12 protein-coding genes are annotated in these 17,021 nt (G+C 72.5%); 11 read left to right on the forward strand and 1 reads right to left on the reverse strand.

The window, feature by feature from the left end; translation table 11 throughout:
• Window positions 1-3 precede the first annotated feature (3 nt).
• From B446_RS01285 to B446_RS01295, 3 genes are all read left to right on the forward strand, one after another.
• Window positions 4-627: a histidine phosphatase family protein gene (locus B446_RS01285; protein WP_043474483.1), complete on the forward strand. Its 624-nt coding sequence runs from the start codon at window positions 4-6 to the stop codon at window positions 625-627.
• 223 nt (window positions 628-850) lie between these two features.
• The gene (locus B446_RS01290) at window positions 851-1,999 is read left to right on the forward strand and encodes a serine hydrolase domain-containing protein (protein ID WP_020937586.1); all 1,149 of its coding nucleotides are present in this window, start codon (window positions 851-853) and stop codon (window positions 1,997-1,999) included.
• A 408-nt stretch (window positions 2,000-2,407) separates the two neighbouring features.
• On the forward strand, window positions 2,408-3,478 hold the full coding sequence (locus tag B446_RS01295; RefSeq protein WP_020937587.1) for an NADH:flavin oxidoreductase/NADH oxidase: 1,071 nt from the start codon (window positions 2,408-2,410) through the stop codon (window positions 3,476-3,478).
• Between the two features lie 54 nt (window positions 3,479-3,532).
• Here the strand turns inward: B446_RS01295 and B446_RS01300 are convergent, their stop codons facing one another.
• On the reverse strand, window positions 3,533-4,861 hold the full coding sequence (locus B446_RS01300; protein WP_020937588.1) for a HAMP domain-containing sensor histidine kinase: 1,329 nt from the start codon (window positions 4,859-4,861) through the stop codon (window positions 3,533-3,535).
• A 432-nt stretch (window positions 4,862-5,293) separates the two neighbouring features.
• Between B446_RS01300 and B446_RS40045 the strand changes: the two genes are divergently transcribed.
• From B446_RS40045 to B446_RS01340, 8 genes are all read left to right on the forward strand, one after another.
• The gene (locus B446_RS40045; RefSeq protein ID WP_237751107.1) at window positions 5,294-5,686 is read left to right on the forward strand and encodes a hypothetical protein; all 393 of its coding nucleotides are present in this window, start codon (window positions 5,294-5,296) and stop codon (window positions 5,684-5,686) included.
• Window positions 5,687-5,691: 5 nt separating this feature from the next.
• Window positions 5,692-6,447, forward strand: a complete 756-nt coding sequence (locus B446_RS01310; protein ID WP_020937590.1) for an ABC transporter ATP-binding protein — start codon at window positions 5,692-5,694, stop codon at window positions 6,445-6,447.
• Window positions 6,434-7,096 carry an ABC transporter ATP-binding protein gene (locus tag B446_RS01315; RefSeq protein WP_020937591.1) on the forward strand — a complete coding sequence of 221 codons (663 nt, stop codon included), beginning with the start codon at window positions 6,434-6,436 and terminating at the stop codon, window positions 7,094-7,096. The genes B446_RS01310 and B446_RS01315 overlap by 14 nt, the downstream gene beginning before the upstream one ends.
• Complete coding sequence (locus B446_RS01320) at window positions 7,093-9,741, forward strand: FtsX-like permease family protein (protein ID WP_020937592.1); 2,649 nt, start codon at window positions 7,093-7,095, stop codon at window positions 9,739-9,741. The genes B446_RS01315 and B446_RS01320 overlap by 4 nt, the downstream gene beginning before the upstream one ends.
• A gap of 56 nt (window positions 9,742-9,797) precedes the next feature.
• Window positions 9,798-10,523, forward strand: coding sequence for a response regulator transcription factor (locus tag B446_RS01325; RefSeq protein ID WP_043474489.1), 726 nt, complete (start codon window positions 9,798-9,800; stop codon window positions 10,521-10,523).
• Window positions 10,524-10,855: 332 nt separating this feature from the next.
• A complete protein-coding gene (locus B446_RS01330) occupies window positions 10,856-13,756 on the forward strand; it encodes a LuxR family transcriptional regulator (protein WP_020937594.1) in 2,901 nt (966 codons plus the stop codon).
• Window positions 13,757-13,877: 121 nt separating this feature from the next.
• Window positions 13,878-15,506, forward strand: coding sequence for a S53 family peptidase (locus B446_RS01335; protein WP_020937595.1), 1,629 nt, complete (start codon window positions 13,878-13,880; stop codon window positions 15,504-15,506).
• Between the two features lie 426 nt (window positions 15,507-15,932).
• Complete coding sequence (locus B446_RS01340; protein ID WP_237751108.1) at window positions 15,933-17,018, forward strand: zinc-dependent alcohol dehydrogenase family protein; 1,086 nt, start codon at window positions 15,933-15,935, stop codon at window positions 17,016-17,018.
• The last annotated feature ends 3 nt before the right edge of the window (window positions 17,019-17,021 follow it).

The following is a 17,021-nucleotide window of genomic DNA, read 5'->3' on the forward strand; positions in this document are numbered from 1 at the left end:
ATCATGACCGGTAGGGCCGCCCGCTACCTCTATCTCGCTCGTCACGGCGAGGCATCGCCGGATGAGAGCGGCTTGACGGATGCCGGCCGCCGCCAGGCTGCCCTGCTGGGGAACCGGCTCCAGGGGGTCCCCTTGGCGGCGATCCACCACGGCCCGCTCACCCGTGCCGAACAGACCGCTCGGCTGGTCGGTGAGCAACTCGACGGAGTCCCCTGCCGTCGCTCCGAAGCGGCTGGCGACTACCTCCCCTACCTGCCGACGCGCGAGGAACTGCCACCGGAGGCAGCCGACGCCTGGACCGAGTTCCTGGCCCGGTTCACGGCCGAGGAACGCGAGCAGGGCCCCGAGCTCGCGGCGGCGGCTCTCGCGGAGTTCACCGGAACCGTTGACGGAGACGAACCGCGGCACGAACTCGTCGTCACCCACAACTTCCTTGTCGGCTGGCTCATCCGCGCCGCCCTTGATGCACCGAAGTGGCGCTGGCTGGGCATCAACCATGCCAACGCGGCTCTGACCGTCATCCGCTACACACCCGACCGCCCCCCGGCGGTCCTCCTCTTCAACGACACCGGACATCTCCCGGCCGAGCTCCGCTGGACCGGCTTCCCACCAGAGCTCCATGTCTGAGCCGGTGATCGAGATCGATGTTGACCCGTCGCGGCCGACGCTCCCCCGGGGACTCCAGGTGTATTGACCCGGAGCGGGTCCTCGTGGGGCCGTAGCCGGTGTCGCACAGAACCGGTTCCAGGTGGCCCGATGTGTCGTCCTCCTCGACGGTCAGGGAACGCCGATGATTCCCGGCCCGTGAGGGAGTCTGTCCTGCGACTGCAATCTTCTCGAAGGCGGCCTCATGACGACCCTGCACGACTTGCTCGAAGCCCACGTCGGTGCCGGTACGCTGCCGGGAGCGGTTGGCCTCGTGGCCCGGGGTGACCAGGTCGAGGTGGTGGCCGTCGGCGCGCAGGACGCCGGTGGCGGCGCCCCGATGGCGAGGGACTCCATCTTCCGGGTCGCCTCGATCACCAAGTCCGTCACCGCCGCCGCACTGCTGATCCTCGTGGAGGAGGGCAGGTTGGCACTGGACGACCCGATCGGGATGTGGCTGCCGGAGCTGGGAAAGCCGGTGGTCGTACGCACGCCGGCCAGCCCGGTGGACGACGTGGTGCCGGCCGACCGGCCCATCACTGTGTTCGACGTGCTGGCCTCCCAGGCCGGGTACGGGTTCCCCTCCGACTTCACACTGCCGGCGGTGCAGGAGTTGTTCACGGTGCAAAAGGACGGCCGGGTGCCGAGCAACTTCCCGCCGGCCGACGAGTGGATGGCGGCGCTCGGCCGCATCCCGCTGCTGTACCAACCGGGCGCTGCCTGGCTGTACGACACCTGCTCCGTCCTGCAGGGGGTGTTGATTTCGCGGGTCACCGGACAGCCGTTGCCGGAGTTCCTCACGGAGCGGATCTTCGGGCCGCTGGGCATGGTGGACACCGGTTTCGAGGTGCCGGCCGCCAAGCGGGGCCGGTTCACCAGCTTCTACAGGCCAGGCGACGACGGCAGTCTGGAGCTCGCCGACGGCCCGGACGGCGAGTGGAGGCGCCTGCCCGCGCTACCGCTCGGCAATGGCGGGCTGGCCTCGACCGCCGACGACTGGCTGGCCTTCTCCCGGATGCTGCTGGCTGGCGGGGTGGCGGCCGACGGCCGCCGGGTGCTGTCGGCCGACTCCGTGCGCATGATGACCACCGACCATACGACTCCGGCGCAGCGCGACATCGGCCGGCTGTTCCTGGACGGCCAGGGCTGGGGCTTCGGCGGCTCGGTCGACATCGACCGCACCAACCCGTGGAATGTGCCCAGCCGTAACGGCCGGGTCGGCGGCACGGGCACAGCGGCGCACGTCATCCCGACCACGGGCGCGGTCACCATCCTGCTGACTCAGGTGGCAGCGATGGGTCCCGCGCCGGCACCGGTGATCAGGGAGTTCTGGCGGTACGCGGCGAATGCCTGACACACGCGTCTCGCGCCCGTAGCCTCAGCGTGGGACCAGCCGTCGACCACGGCCCACTGCCGCGGCCGAGCCGCGAGAGTAGATCAGCGCGGCGCGCGGGCTGCTGTGGTCCATCCGAGTCATCGGCTCCCGCGTGCCGGCCCCGGCCGGGGAGGCCGGCGTGTTGCCCGTGTGCCGCAGATCATGCAAATGATCAGGACGACGCCCCAGGTGCGCACGCGACCATGGCCGGGGACCGCCACGTGCCCGGACATCCGCGGAGGTGAGCACGCCTGGCCGGTGGTGTGTGCCACGGGCGGCCCGGGTACTCGGGGGCACCCACCGTGCGGGGCGTCCCGCAGGAACCCAGGCCGCGGCTCAACGACTGCGGGGCACTCGGCGTCCCACATCCCTCCTGCGAGGCCTACGATGAGCCGTCTCTTCTCGCCGCTCACTCTCCGCGGCACGACGTTCCCGAACCGGGCCTGGGTGGCCCCCATGTGCCAGTACAGCTCGGTCGACGGATATCCGCAGGACTGGCATCTGGTCCATCTCGGCTCCCTGGCACGCGGCGGGGCCGGCCTGGTCATGCAGGAGGCCACGGCAGTGGAACCCGAGGGCCGGATCACCCCTTCCGACGCAGGCATCTGGGATGACGGGCAGGCCGCCGCGTACAAGCGGATCACCGACTTCGTCCACGGGCAGGGAGCCGTTGCCGGCATCCAGATCTCCCATGCCGGCCGCAAGGCGTCGACGGCACCGCCGTGGGAGGGTGACGTGTACGTCGAGCCGGAGGCCGGAGGATGGCAGACGGTCGCACCGTCACCGCTGCCGTTCGGCGACTGGCCGGCCCCGAGGCAGCTCGGCGCGGACGACATCCGCGCTCTGGTACGGGCCTTCGGCGAGGCCGCCGCGCGGGCGCTGTCCGCCGGCTTCGAGGTCCTGGAGATCCACGCCGCGCACGGCTATCTCCTGCACCAGTTCCTGTCACCGCTGTCCAACCACCGCGGCGACGAGTACGGAGGCGATCTCGACGGGCGCAGCCGTTTCCTGGTCCAGGTCACCGATGCCGTGCGGGCCCAGTGGCCGGAGGACCGCCCACTGTTCGTACGCTTCTCGGCCACGGACTGGGCCGACGGCGGCTGGACCCCGGAGGAGACGGTCGAGCTGTCGCGGCACCTGGTGACCCACGGCGTCGATCTGGTGGACATCACCAGCGGCGGGCTCGTCCACAACGCTCGTATCGAAGTGGAGCCCGGCTACCAGGTGCCCTTCGCCCGAACCGTCCGCGAGGGCGCGGCCCTGCCCGTCTCCGCGGTCGGTTTGATCACCGCACCGGAGCAGGCCGACCAGATCCTGGTGGACCGCTCGGCCGACGCGATCATGCTCGCGCGCGAACTGCTGCGCAACCCGACCTGGCCGCTCCGCGCGGCCTACGTGCTCGGTGACGACGTCCCCTGGCCGAAGCAGTACCAGCGTGGCCGCCTACGTCATCGCTGAGGCCGTCGTCATCCGGGCACCCGGGGAATCGACACATTCAGCCAAAGGGATCACCTACTCGTCCGTGCCGGCTTCAGCCTCCTCCTGGGACACCGGCACGAGCAAAGTGAAGGTGGTCGGGTTCCGGCTGGCCAGGGAGAGCCGACCGCTGAGCGAGAGGGCCAGGTCACGGGCGAGGGCGAGGCCGATGCCCGTACCCGCCGCGCTGCCGGTGTGCCCCCGGTCGAAAAGTCGCGCGGTGTCCCCGCACACCTCGCCTTCATCGGTGACGTCGAAGGCCAGCGCGTCGTCGAGGTCGCGCACCCTGACACGGACCGCGCCGCGTCCATGGGCGAGGGCGTTGTCCAGCAGGACGTCGAGGATCTCGGTCAGCGGGCCGCCGGGCACTGCCACGTCCCTCGGCGCGTCGCCGCCGACGTACTGCAGGCGTCTGCCGGCGTCGGCGAAAGCACCGTGCCATCGCTGCTCCGACGCCGTCAGCAGGTCTTCCAGGGGACGGTCCGCGGGATGCGGCCGGGGCAGCCCGCGGGAGCCGGACAGGCGCAGTACCTCTTCCAGGGTGTCGTGGAGGCGACGGGTGGTCGTCAGTGCCTCCTCGACAGCGGGCCGCAGGCGGGCGTCCTCGCGCTGTGCCAGGCCCGTCTCCAGGGTGAGCTGCAGGCCGGTCAGCGGTGTGCGCAGCTGATGGGATGCGTTGGAGGCGAAGTCCTTTTCGTGGCGAAGGAGTTCGGAAAGACTGTGCAGCATCTCGTTGTGGGTGCGGGCGACCTGGTCGATCTCGGCGATGCTGCTCGGGACGGCGCGGGCGGTCAGGTCGCCGGCGGTGACGGCGCGACAGTGACGGGAGAGGTCCTCCAGCGGTGCGGCCAGTGCCCGTGCCTGGCGGCGGGCGACACCGACGGCGACAGCCACCGCGAACGCCGCCACACCCAGCAGGACGCCCCACACGACCAGGACCCGCTCGCGTACCGTGCTGACGGAGGAGGACGCGCGTACCACCCCGATCACCTGCTCGCCCTGCGAGACGGGCACGGCGACAACCAGGTCGCCGCCTGACGGCCTTCTGACGGCCTCCCCCTTCAGGGCCTCGCGGACCGGTGCGTCACCCGGCTGCGAGCCGTCACCGGCCCGCAGCCTGAGCTGCGGGTCGTACAGTCCGAGGCGCGCGCCGGCCGGTGGGGTGGGCAGTTCCACCGAGTCGCCGGTCCGGTAGTCGGGGCTGACACGGACGGCGCCGGCGAGGGCCGCCCGTTCCAGGGTGTCGCGCTGGTCGGTGTAGAGCGCCGACCTGATGGCCCAGGCCAGGGGGACGGCGAGGAGGACGACGGCGACCAGGGCGGCGGTCAGGGCGACTTTCACCACGCGCTGCCTCATGTCCTTCATGATGCGGGCCTCCTTCCTGGGCCGACGGGATGTGGCACCCGCTTTTGCCGTCGTCTAACCGTCACCGTGCCGGGCGCTAACCGGCCGGTTCCTAGTGTGGGTGCCATGGCCGTGCGGTCTCCGGCCGTCCGGCCGAGGGGCTCGTCGCACGCTCTCGGGAGGGCAGTGGCCATGGCAGTACACATACGGGCGACCGCCGTCGTCGCACTGGCGCTGGTCGCGGCGGTGAGCGCCGGCTGTTCCGGTTCAGGGTCGCACGCGGGCCCCGCCCCGACGTCACCCGCTGCGGGTTCCCGTGCCCCTGCAGGTGGCGGGCGGAACAACCCGGCGCCCGCGCCCACCGAGTCCAATCCGCCCGGAGACATCCCCGACAACCAGGCATACGTCCCCTATCACCCAGCCGGTGGCACCTTCACGGGCTACACCGTGAAAGTGCCTGAGGGCTGGGCCCGTACCGTCCAGAAGGACACCACGGTGTTCACGGACAAGCTGAACACCGTCCGGATCACGGCCGCCGCCGCGTCCGCCGCTCCCACGGTCGGCTCGGTCACCCACACGGTGGTCCCGCGGCTGCGCAGCCAGACGGCGAAGTTCGCCTCCCCCAAGGTGTCCGAGGTCAGGCGGCACGCCGGCCGCGTCGTCCTGCTGACCTACCAGGCCGACTCGGCGAAGGACCCGGTCACCGGGAAGGTCGTGCGGGACGCCTTCGAGCGGTACGCCTACTACCGGTCCGGTCATGAGGTGGACGTGACCCTGTCCGGGCCGGTCAACGCCGACAACGTCGACCCGTGGCGGATCATCAGCGACTCCTTCACCTGGCGGTGAGCGGTATGTCCGCCGACTCCCACGACGGCATCGGCGCACGCCGTCCGGCCGAGGACGTTCTGAGCGCGCGCGAGCTGTACCGCTTCTACCGGGCCGGGGAGGAGGAGACGCTTGCCCTGCGGGGGGTGTCCCTGAACGTCCGGCGCGGGGAGACCGTCGCGGTCGTCGGGCCGTCCGGGTCGGGCAAGTCGACCCTGCTGTCCTGCCTGGCCGGGCTGGACGAGCCCTCGGGCGGCGAGGTCCGCGTGAACGGCGTCCGGATCAGTCACCGGCCGGAGACCGAGCGAGCCCGGTTGCGGGCCCGGCACATCGGCGTGCTGCTGCAGACCCGCAACCTGTTGCCGCATCTGAGCGTGCGCGACAACATCCTCCTGGCCCAGCGCGCGGCAGGGCGCCGCTCCGCCGTCTCCTGGCGGGAGCTTGTGGGGCAGGTCGGGCTCGCCGAGCGGGCGCACGCCCTGCCCCGGCAGCTGTCCGGGGGCGAGGTGGCGCGGGCCGGGCTCGCCGTCGCGCTGGCCAACGCGCCCGAGGTGCTGCTCGCGGACGAGCCGACCGGTGAGCTGGACGGCGGCACCGAGCAGTTGGTTCTCACGATGCTGCGGGATCGGGCGGCTGACGGCTGCGCGGTGCTGATCGTCACGCACAGCGCCGAAGCGGTGCGGATCGCCGACCGGGTGATCACGCTGACGGACGGAAGAGCCGGCAGCACCTCCACGGCGGATCACCGTTCGCGACAGGAGGAGCGGCATGCCCGCGGATGAGACGCTCGTGGCCTGCCAGGACGCGGCCCTCACCTTCGGTCGGGGCGCGCAGGCCGTGGTGGCCGTGCACGGGGCGAACCTGGTGATCACGACCGGCGAGAGGCTCGCCGTCGTCGGCCCCTCGGGGTCGGGCAAGAGTTCGCTGCTGCATCTGCTGGCCGGGCTCGAACAGCCCACCAGCGGGAAGGTGATCCGGTCCGCGTCGCTGGGGACGTTCGGCATCGGCCTGGTCTTCCAGGGCGACAGCCTCATCCCCGCCCTGAACGTGCTGGAGAACGCCGCCCTGCCCCTCGTCCTGGCCGGCCGGACCGAGACCGCGGCCCAGGAGGCCGCCCGCGCGGCACTGGATCTGGTGGGGGCCGCCGACCTCGCCGAGCGGCTGCCCGAGGAGATCTCCGGCGGACAGGCCCAGCGTGCGGCTGCCGCCCGCGTCCTGGCCCAGGCTCCGCGACTGATTCTCGCCGACGAGCCCACCGGACGCCTCGACCACGCCACCGGCACACGCGTCCTGGACGCCCTGCTGACGGCGGCCGACCGTACGGGCGCTGCGCTCGTGGTCACCACCCATGACCCGGCCGTCGCCGCCCGGCTCACCGTCCGGCGCAGCATGCGCGACGGCCGTCTGCTCGCACCCGAGGAGATCTCATGATCACCGCATGGGCGCGCGGACTGACCCGGCACCGGGCAGGACGGCTGCTGGCCGCACTGGCCGGGATCGCCCTCGCGGTCGCGCTCATCGCCGCCCTCGGCTCCTTCCTCACCGCGTCGAAAGCGACCATGACCCAGCGCGCGGTGCGCTCCGTCGCCGTCGACTGGCAGGTCCAGGTCCAGCCGGGCGCCGATACGAACCCCGTGCTGTCACTCATCCGCAAGAGCCCCGGGACCCGCGCCGCCCTGCCGGTCGGCTTCGCCCACACCTCCGGCTTCACCGCCCAGGTCCAGGGCAGCACCCAGACCACCGGCCCCGGGATGGCGCTCGGTCTGCCCGACGGCTACCGCGGCCGGTTCCCCGGCGAGATCCGTCCCCTCTCCGGCTCCTCCGACGGTGTGCTGCTGGCCCAGCAGACCGCGTCCAACCTGCACGCCGCCCCCGGCGACACGATCGGCGTCCGCCTGCCCGGCGTCGGCGTGCGCCAGGTGAAGGTCGACGGCGTGATCGACCTGCCCCAGGCCGACTCGCTCTTCCAGACCGTCGGCGCCCCCAGCCAGTCCCAGCCGACCGCACCCCCCGACAACGTCGTCCTGCTGCCCGCGGCACAGTTCGCCTCGCTGACCCGGGGCGCCACCGGCGTCACCACCCAGATCCACGTCGCCCGCGACGACAGCGGGCTGCCCTCCGATCCGGCCGCCGCGTTCACCACGGTCACGGGTGCCGCGCACAACCTCGAAGCCCGCTCATCCGGGGCCGCGCTCGTCGGCAACAACGTCGGCGCCGCCCTGGACTCCGCCCGCCAGGACGCCCTCTACGCGCAGATCCTCTTCCTCTTCCTCGGCGTCCCCGGCGCCGTCCTGGCCGCCGCGCTGACTGCTGCGGTCGCCGCCGCTGGGGGCGAGCGGCGCCGCCAGGAGCAGGGACTGCTGCGGCTGCGCGGCCTTCGCCCCCGCCAGATCACCGCCCTCGCCGTCCTGGAGGCGGCACTGATAGCCGTGGTCGGCGGCCTGGCGGGCGTCGCTCTCGCCGCGCTGACCGGCCGCCTCGCCTTCGGTACCGTGTCGTTCGGGAGCGGGGGCACCTGGGCCCTGTGGTACGCCATCGCTTTCGTTCTCGGTGCCGCCGTCGCCGCCGGCGCCGTCCTCGTGCCCGCCCTGCGCGACCTGCGCACGCTCACCGTGTCCGACACCCGCAAGGAGGGGGGCGCCCGCAGCACCCGCAACCCGTGGTGGATGCGGTACGGCCTGGACTTCCTGCTGCTGATCGGCTCCTGGCTCGTCTTCCGAGCCTCGTCCGGAAACCAGTACGCCCTCGTCCTGGCCCCCGAAGGCGTCCCCAGCATCTCGGTGTCGTACTGGGCCTTCCTCGGCCCGGCCCTGCTGTGGATCGGCTCCGCCCTGCTGTTGTGGCGCCTGACCCTTCTGGCCCTCACCCACGGTCGGCCCCTCCTGGCCCGGCTGGCGCGCCCTCTGACCGCCTCACTCGCCGGGACCACGGCCGCCGTGCTCTCCCGGCGTCGGCGTCCCCTCGCCCGCTCGGTGGTCCTCCTCGCCCTTGCCGTGTCCTTCGCCGTGTCGACCGCCGTCTTCAACTCCACCTACAAGCAGCAGGCCGAGGTCGACGCCCGGCTGACCAACGGCGCCGACGTCACCGTCGTCCAACCCCCCGGCGCACACACCCCGCCCAGCGCCGCAAGCACCCTGAAAATCGCCGGCGTGCGGCACGTCGAGCCGCTCCAGCACCGCTTCGCCTATGTCGGCTCCGACCTGCAGGACCTCTACGGTGTCCGCCCGGACACCATCGCCCGGGCCACCTCCCTGCAGAACGCCTACTTCTCCGGCGGCACCGCGGCCCAGCTGATGCACCAGCTCGCCCAGCGGCCCGACAACCTGCTGGTCAGCGCGGAGACGGTCAACGACTTCCAGCTCCTCCCGGGCGACACGGTCAACCTGCGCATCCAGGACGCCCGCACCCACGCCCTGCGCCCCGTCCCGTTCCACTACGCCGGCATCGTCAAGGAGTTTCCCACCGCCCCCAAGGACAGCTTCTTCGTCGCCAACGCCACCTACATCGCCAAGACCACCGGCAGCGACGCCGTCGGCGCCTTCCTCCTCGACACCGGCGCGACCCACCAACGGCAGATCGCCGCCCGACTGCGCCACCAGCTCGGCACCGCCGCCACCGTCACGGACCTCACCCAGACCCGCGGCACCGTCGGAACCAGCCTCACCTCCGTCGACCTGGCCGGCCTGACCCGCATCGAACTCGCCTTCGCCGTCCTGCTGGCCGCCGGAGCCGGAGGACTCGTCCTCGCCCTCGGCCTCGCCGAACGCCGCCGCACCTTCGCCATCGCCTCCGTTCTCGGTGCGAAGAAGCATCAGCTGCGCGGCATGGTCCTCACCGAAGCCCTCCTGCTGATCATCGGCGGGCTGGCCGGGGGCGCCCTCATCGGCTGGGCCCTGTCCGACATGCTGGTCAAGGTACTGACCGGCGTCTTCGACCCACCCCCCTCGGCTCTTGCGGTCCCCGGCTCCTACCTGGCGCTCACCGCGCTCGCCGCGCTGCTGGCCGTGCTGGCCGCAGCCCTGAACGGCATCCGGCGGGCCAAGCGCCCCGCGGTCGAGGAGCTGCGAGACCTGTGACCGCACCACGGCCGCCGGCCAAGCGGGCCACGACGCACGCTCCTACGCTGTCGGGCATGCGCCCACCCGCCCTGCCGGACCACGACCGCCCCCGCGTCCTCGTCGTCGAGGACGACGACACCATCGGCCGCCACCTGGAAACCGGCCTGCGCAGCAACGGCTACGCATCCCACTGGAGTCGCACCGGCGAGGGTGCCCTCGCCGAAACCGCCCGCACGCCCTACGACGCCCTGCTCCTGGACCTCGGCCTGCCCGACGCGGACGGCATCGACATCGCCCGCACGCTGCGCGCCCGCCTCCCCGACCTGTTGATCATCATCCTCACCGCACGCACCGACGACATCGACGTGATCGCCGGCCTGGACGCCGGAGCCGACGACTACCTCGTCAAACCGTTCAGCCTGACCGTCCTGCTCGCCCGCCTCCGCGCCCACCTGCGCCGCCGCACCCCGACCACGACCGCGATCCCGCTCCGGCTCGGCGACCTCGTCGTCGACACCGTGGCCCGCCGCTGCACCCTGCACGGCGCGGACGTCCCCCTGCGCCCGAAGGAGTTCGAACTGCTCGCCCTTCTCGGGCGCCACGCGGGACAAGCCGTCTCCCGTGAGACGCTGATGGCCGAGGTCTGGGACGAGAACTGGTTCGGCTCCACCAAAACCCTCGACGTCACCATGGCCGGCCTGCGCCGTCGCCTCGCCGAAGCCACCCAAACGGCTTCCCGCCCGGCCCGGTTGCCCCGCATCACCACGCTCAGGGGACACGGCTACCGCCTGGAGTGCTGACACACCCAGCCCACGGCGCCGCGCCGGCCTGTCGAGCGGCCCGGCCGATTTGCGAAGTCGGCGACTCGTTGGCGGTCCTCGCCCAGCACCATGTTGGCGAGCTCGATGTCCCGGTGGATCACTCCGCGTTGATGCGGTGCGGCCAGATTGGCTGTTCACGCTGCTGCCGGTCCTCAAGAGGGCTCCGGGCAGGGTGGCTTCGTCCGCTGCGAGATCGCGAAGGTTCACGACTCGATGCGCGTGAGCCACGGGCGACCGGCCGCGTGACGGCCGTCATTGACAGACGGAATCCGTACAGGTTGTCATGAACACATGATCCAACCTCCACTGCCGTGGGAGCACGGTCGCTGACCGGGCGCCACGAGCTGCTCGACACCGCCCGGGCCGAACTGACGGCCCGTCCCGGAGTGCTCTTCCACGGCCCCCCGGGGATCGGCAAGTCCACGCTCGTGGCGGCCCTCATGGCGTCCCTGACCACGGATGCCCCGTCGGCGGTCACCGTGCTGCACTGCTCCCCGGCCGAGGAGGACGCCCGGCTCCCGTTCGTCGGCCTCGTCGACCTGTTCGCGCCGGTACCGGAGAGCTGCCTCGAACCCCTCGCGCCCGAGCCCCGGGCAGCACTGAGGGCGGCCCTGCTGCACGGCCCGGAACCCGCGGACGGACGCGGCCGTCTCGCGGTACGCCTCGCTGTCCTGGAGGTGCTGCGCGCGCTGGCCGCCACCGGCCCCGTCGTGCTGGTCGTCGACGGTCTGCAGTGGCTCGACGCACCCACCGCCGAGGTACTCGCCTTCGCCGTACGCCGCTTGGGCGGCCTCGACATACGCGTGGTGGCCGCCGAGCGCGTGGCGGACGGTGAACAGCCCGACCGGCTGCGCTGCTGCCCGCCGGGCACCACCGAACTTCCGGTGCATGCGCTGACGGACGACGAGGTCGCCCATCTGGTGCGCACCGGCGTCGGCACCGACCTGCCCCCGGGAGTGCTGCGGTCCGTCCAGGACACGGCCGCCGGAAACCCCCTGTACGCCCTGGAGCTGGGGCGGGCCGCGGCTCTGCGCGGCCCGGCACCCCTGCCCTCGGGCCCGACACCGCCCGTGCCCCGAAGACTGCGCACCCTGGTCCTGGACCAGGTGCGCACACTGCCCGCGCCGGCCCGGCGCACCCTCCTGGTCACGAGCGCCGCCGCCCGCCCCGACCTCGCCCTGCTGCACGCCGCCGGACTCCCCGATCCCGCCACGGATCTGGCCGATGCCGAACGCCTCGGCATCACAACGACCGACGCCCGCGGAACCATACGCTTCCGGCATCCGCTGCTCCGTGCCGCCGTCTATGCCGACGCCCCGGAACCCGGCCGCCGGCAGGCGCACGCGCTGCTGGCCCACGCGCTCACCGAGCCCGTCGAGCAGGCCCGCCATCTCGCCCACGCCCGTCCGCACCAGGACGAGGACACCGCCCGCACCCTGATGTCCGCGGCGGAGTACGCCCGCCGCGACGGCGCGCTCGGTGCCGCCCGCGAGCTGGCCTTGCTCGCCGCCCGCCGCACCCCCGGCGACCGGCCCGCGGACCGGGCCGACCGGCTGCTGGCCGCGGCGGAGTACGCGTGCGACGCCGGGCAGCTGGAGGAGGCGGGTGAGGCCGCCGAGACGGTACTCGCCGAGTCGCGCTCGGCTCGCCGGCGGGTACGGGCCCGGCTGATCCTGCTGCGCAACGCCGGGCAGGCACTGGAGGGTGCCCAAGCCCTGATCGAGGAGGGCCTCCGGGACGCCCACGGCGATCCGGAGGCCGAAGCATGGCTCCACCACTGGGCGGCCGTACGCGGGCTGCTCTGCGGGGAGTTGGCGGAGGCCGGCGGCCACGCACGGCACGCCGCCCGGCAGGCGGCCGTGGCGGGCGACACGGAGACCCGGATCGGGGCGCTCGCCACCCTCGCCCGGGTGCGGTCCCTGGCCGGCGAAGCGGTCGCGGCGGACGCCACGCTGGAGGAGGCGCTCGCCCTGGCCGGTGGCGTCGACGGCGGTCCGCAGAGCTGGCGGCTGGTCCGGATGCGGGCGATTTTGGCCCTCGACTCCGACAGGGTGCCCGAGGCACACGAGCAGGTGACCGAACTCCTGCCCACGGTCGAGGAGTTCGCCGGCGTCGAGGAGGTCATGGCGACCCTGGTGTCGCTGACCCGGATCCAGGTGCGGGCCGGACAGTGCCCCGAGGCGCTGCGGACCGCGGCACGCTGCGCACAGACCATGGCCCGAACGGCCCCGGCCCTGTACGCGTCCGCACTGGCGGCCGTCGCGGGCGGCACCGCGGAGGACGCCCGGCGGCTGGCCGAACAGGCGGTACGGGCCTCGGAGGCCGACGGCGACCGGCTGTTCCTGCTGCGCTCGCTGGCCGTGCTCGGACAGGCCGAACTGCTCACCGGCGACCCCCAGGGAGCGGCGTCCGCGGTCGAGGCGTTGCAGCGCGTCAGGGAACTCGGGGCGGCCATGTGCGCCGCCGACCCGCCCCTGCTGCACTGGTACGGCGACCTGGCCGAAGCCCTCGTCCTCCTGGGCGAGACGGAACAGGGCGGGGCCGTCGTCCGCGAGGCCCGCGCCCGTGTGTCCGGCGATACGCCCGGCAGCGTGCTGGCGGCTCTGGAGCGGGCGGAGGGACTCCGCGAGGCGGGGATCGGCCGGGCGAGAGAGGGGGCGGCGCGGCTGTGTGCCGCCCTTGACCGGCTGCGCCCGCTCCCCCTGCCCCTGGAGGTGGTACGCACCCTGATCGCGCTCGGTGCGGTCGAGCGCCGTGCGCGCCGCAGGAGCGCGGCGCGCACGGCCCTCACCGAGGCGCTGGAGACCGCCACACGGATCGGCGCCGCTCCGCTGGCGGCCCGGGCCAGGGAGGAGCTGGCCCGGCTGGACGCCGGGGACCGCGGCGGTGAGGCGGGCGGGGGCACGCCCGAACTCACGCCCACGGAGGCCAGGATCGCCGAGCTGGTCGGGGGCGGGGCCACCAACCGGGAAGTCGCGGCGGAGCTGTTCATCAGCGTCAAGACGGTGGAGGGGACCCTGTCGCGGGTCTACCGCAAGATCGGAGTGCGTTCGCGTACCGCGCTCGCCCATGCGATGGCGGTCGCCGTCATCGCCTCCGGGGCGGCCGTCGACTCCGTTGACGATGGTCAAGCGGGCTCCTTGGACGCGGCTGTGACGATCAGTCAACCCAGCCGTTCCCAGGCTCGTCGCGCTCTCGACACACGGCGTTGACGTGTCATCGGCCGTTAACACGTAACGCAAGGGTTCCCCCGCTTATGGGGGTGGGGGCGGTCTTCCTACGGTGAAGTCGTTCCGCTTCCGGAACAACTCCCCCACTCCCCGGAGGACTTCGATGAAGTCACGTCTGAAACTGCTCGGTCTGGTGGCCGCGCCGGCCCTGGTCACCGCCGTCGTCCCCGCCGCCCATGCCGCGACCGCCCCGCAGCCGAACTCGACGCGTACCGCCATCGCCGGAGACGTCCTGCCGGGCCTGAAGCAGAACGCGGCCCGCACCGGGAAGGTCGCGGCCGACAAGCGCATATCGGTGGCGATCAGCCTGACGCCCAGAGGCGGCAAGGCACTCGACACCTTCGTCGCCAAGGTCAGTGACCCGCGATCCGGTTCCTACGGCCACTACCTGACGAAGCACCAGTTCGCGGCCCGCTTCGGCCGCACCGACGCCGAGATCGGACAGCTCAAGGACTACCTGCGCGCCCAGGGCCTGACCGTGGGCACCGTCCACTCGGGCAACCTGCTGGTCGACGCCAGTGGCACCGCCGCCCAGCTGGAGAAGGCCTTCGGCACCAAGCTGTCGACCTGGAAGGACGCCAGCACGGGGCGTGCCTTCTACGCCAACGACAGCGCGCCGACGCTGCCGGGCGCCCTCGCCTCCCTCGTCAGCGACGTGGCGGGTCTCAACAACCGCGTCCACCTGCACCACCAGGCGCCCTCCACGGTCACCCCGCACAACGGCCCGGGCGGCGGCTACACCCCGGCCCAGCTCAAGGGCGGCTACAACGTCTCCGGTACCAGCACCGGCAGCGGCCAGAAGGTCGCGCTGATCGAGTTCGACGGCTTCAAGCAGTCCAACATCACCTCCTACGACAACTACTACGGCCTGGGCTCGCCCGCCCCAACCGTGAAGGCCGTGGACGGCGGCTCCGGCGCCCTCGGCGACGGCCAGGTCGAGGTCGAGCTCGACATCGAGGTCCTGCACGCGATCGCCCCGAAGGCGAACGTCACCGTCTTCGAGGGCCCCAACTCCGACGCGGGCGAGGTCGACACCTACCAGGCCATCGTCGACAGTGGCATCCCGACCACCTCGATCAGCTGGGGCGCCGCCGAGAGCGCCCGCACCACCTCCAACCTCAACGCGGTGGACGCCGTCTTCAAGGCGGGCGCGGCCCAGGGCCTCGGCTTCTACGCGGCCTCCGGAGACGACGGCTCCGACGACGCGGGCGACGGCGGCACCTCCGTCGACTTCCCGGCCAGCGACCCGTACGTCACCGGCGTCGGCGGCACCAAGCTGACCGTCACCTCGGCCAACGCCTGGAGCAAGGAGGTGGCCTGGTCCGGCGGCGGTGGCGGCAAGTCCTCCGTGTTCAAGATCCCCAGCTGGCAGACGGCGGTGCAGAAGAGCGCCGGCGGCGGCTACCGCCAGGTGCCGGACGTCTCCGCCCACGCCAACCCCAGCCCCGGCGTCTCCATCTACTCGCAGGGCTCCTGGAGCTCGGTCGGCGGCACCAGCGCCGCCGCGCCCGAGTGGGCGGCGTTCGCCGCCCTGTACAACCAGCAGGCCGCGGCGGCCGGCAAGGCGAACCTCGGATTCGCAAACCCCGCCCTCTACAAGGCGAACGGCACCGGCTTCCACGACGTGACCAGCGGCAGCAACGGCGCCTACTCCGCCGGCACCGGCTGGGACTTCACCACCGGCTGGGGCTCGTACAACGCCGCGACGCTGGCGAGCAAGCTGCTCGGCTGACGACGGGCGGCCGAGGACCGGAGGACCGACCGGCAGGGCGCGGGCCGGGGAGTGATCCCCGGCCCGCGCCGCGGCATGCGGTGCGGGTTCGCCCGGGCCGGTGGCGGGGATCCGGTGCACCCGCAAGCCCTTCGCGGCACGGTCGGTACATCGCATGCCACCAGGAATCATCGCGGCGCGGGGCGTAGCGTGAAATGGCAGATTGCATCCTGAGCTCAGCGTGGTGCGCCGCGGTGAGCGGCCCCGGTACGGATCCTGACAGGACGCACGACAGGGCGCTCACGGGACCGTCCTGAGCGAGTCGGCGAGGGCCGGTGGGGGGCCGAGCCGGACGACGGCTGGTCCACCGACGGCGATGTCGGTGCCGACATCGCCCGGGCCGGAGCGCCCGCTGAGTCTTCCGGACGCCCGGAAAGGAAGGTGCTCATGTCCTCTTCCATGCGTGCGCTCGTGGCCGTGAAGGCCGGTGAGCCCACCGACGTCCTGCGGCTGGAATCCCTGCCCGTTCCCGCCCCGGAAGCCGGGCAGGCACTGATCCGGGTGACCGCGGCCCCGATCCACGCCAGTGATCTGCACGTGCTGCGCGGCCGCTACGGCTTTTCCCTCGACTTCCCCGCTGTCGGCGGTCACATGGAATGCGTGGGCCGGGTCGCGACCCTGGGCCCGGACACCGAGGGGCCAAACGCCGGCGAGCGGGTGGTGGTCGCCGCGATCCCGGCGGTGCCCGGACCCCCCGTCGCAGGCACCTGGCAGGAGTACCTCGTCATCGACGCCCGAAGGCTCCTGCCGGTACCCGACCAGCTGAGCGACTCCACCGCCTGCCAACTCGCCGTCAACCCCTTGACCGCGCTGCTCCTCGTGACGCGGGAACTCGATGCGCAGCCGGGCGAATGGCTGCTGCAGACGGCCGCCGGCTCCACCGTGGGCCGCCTGGTCATTCAGCTGTGCCGGCATCTGGGGATCCGCACGATCAACGTCGTGCGGCGACGCGGCGCCGTCGAGGAGATCACAGCGCTCGGCGGGGACGAGGTCATCTGTACCGAGGACGAAGACCTGGTGCAGCGTGTGGCCGAGATCGCCGGACCGGCCGGCGTGCGCAAGGCCGTCGACTGTGTCGCGGGCCCCGTCGGCGCCCAGGTCTCCCAGGCACTGGCCCCGGGAGGGGAGCTGGTGGTCTACGGCGCGCTCTCCACCCACCGGCAGACCGACCCCGCGGCACTGACCATCCCGCTGCAGGCACGCTCGGTCATCTACGAGACCAAAACAGTCCGCGGCTTCTGGCTGAACCGCTGGTTCGGCACCACCTCACCCGAAATCGCGCTGCGCGCGCTGGCCCGAGTCCGCGACCTCGTCGCCGACGAGGTGCTCAGCATCCCCCAAGGGCGCCCCTTCCCGCTCCAACGATTCGCCGAAGCCGTCACGCTCGCCGAAGCACCCGCACACGGCACCAAGCCCCTGTTCGTCCTCGAAGACGACCGGGCCGAGAACGGAAATCAGAGAGCGGCCGGGTAGTAC

The sequence above is a fragment of the Streptomyces collinus Tu 365 genome (assembly GCF_000444875.1).
Lineage (GTDB): Bacteria > Actinomycetota > Actinomycetes > Streptomycetales > Streptomycetaceae > Streptomyces > Streptomyces collinus_A.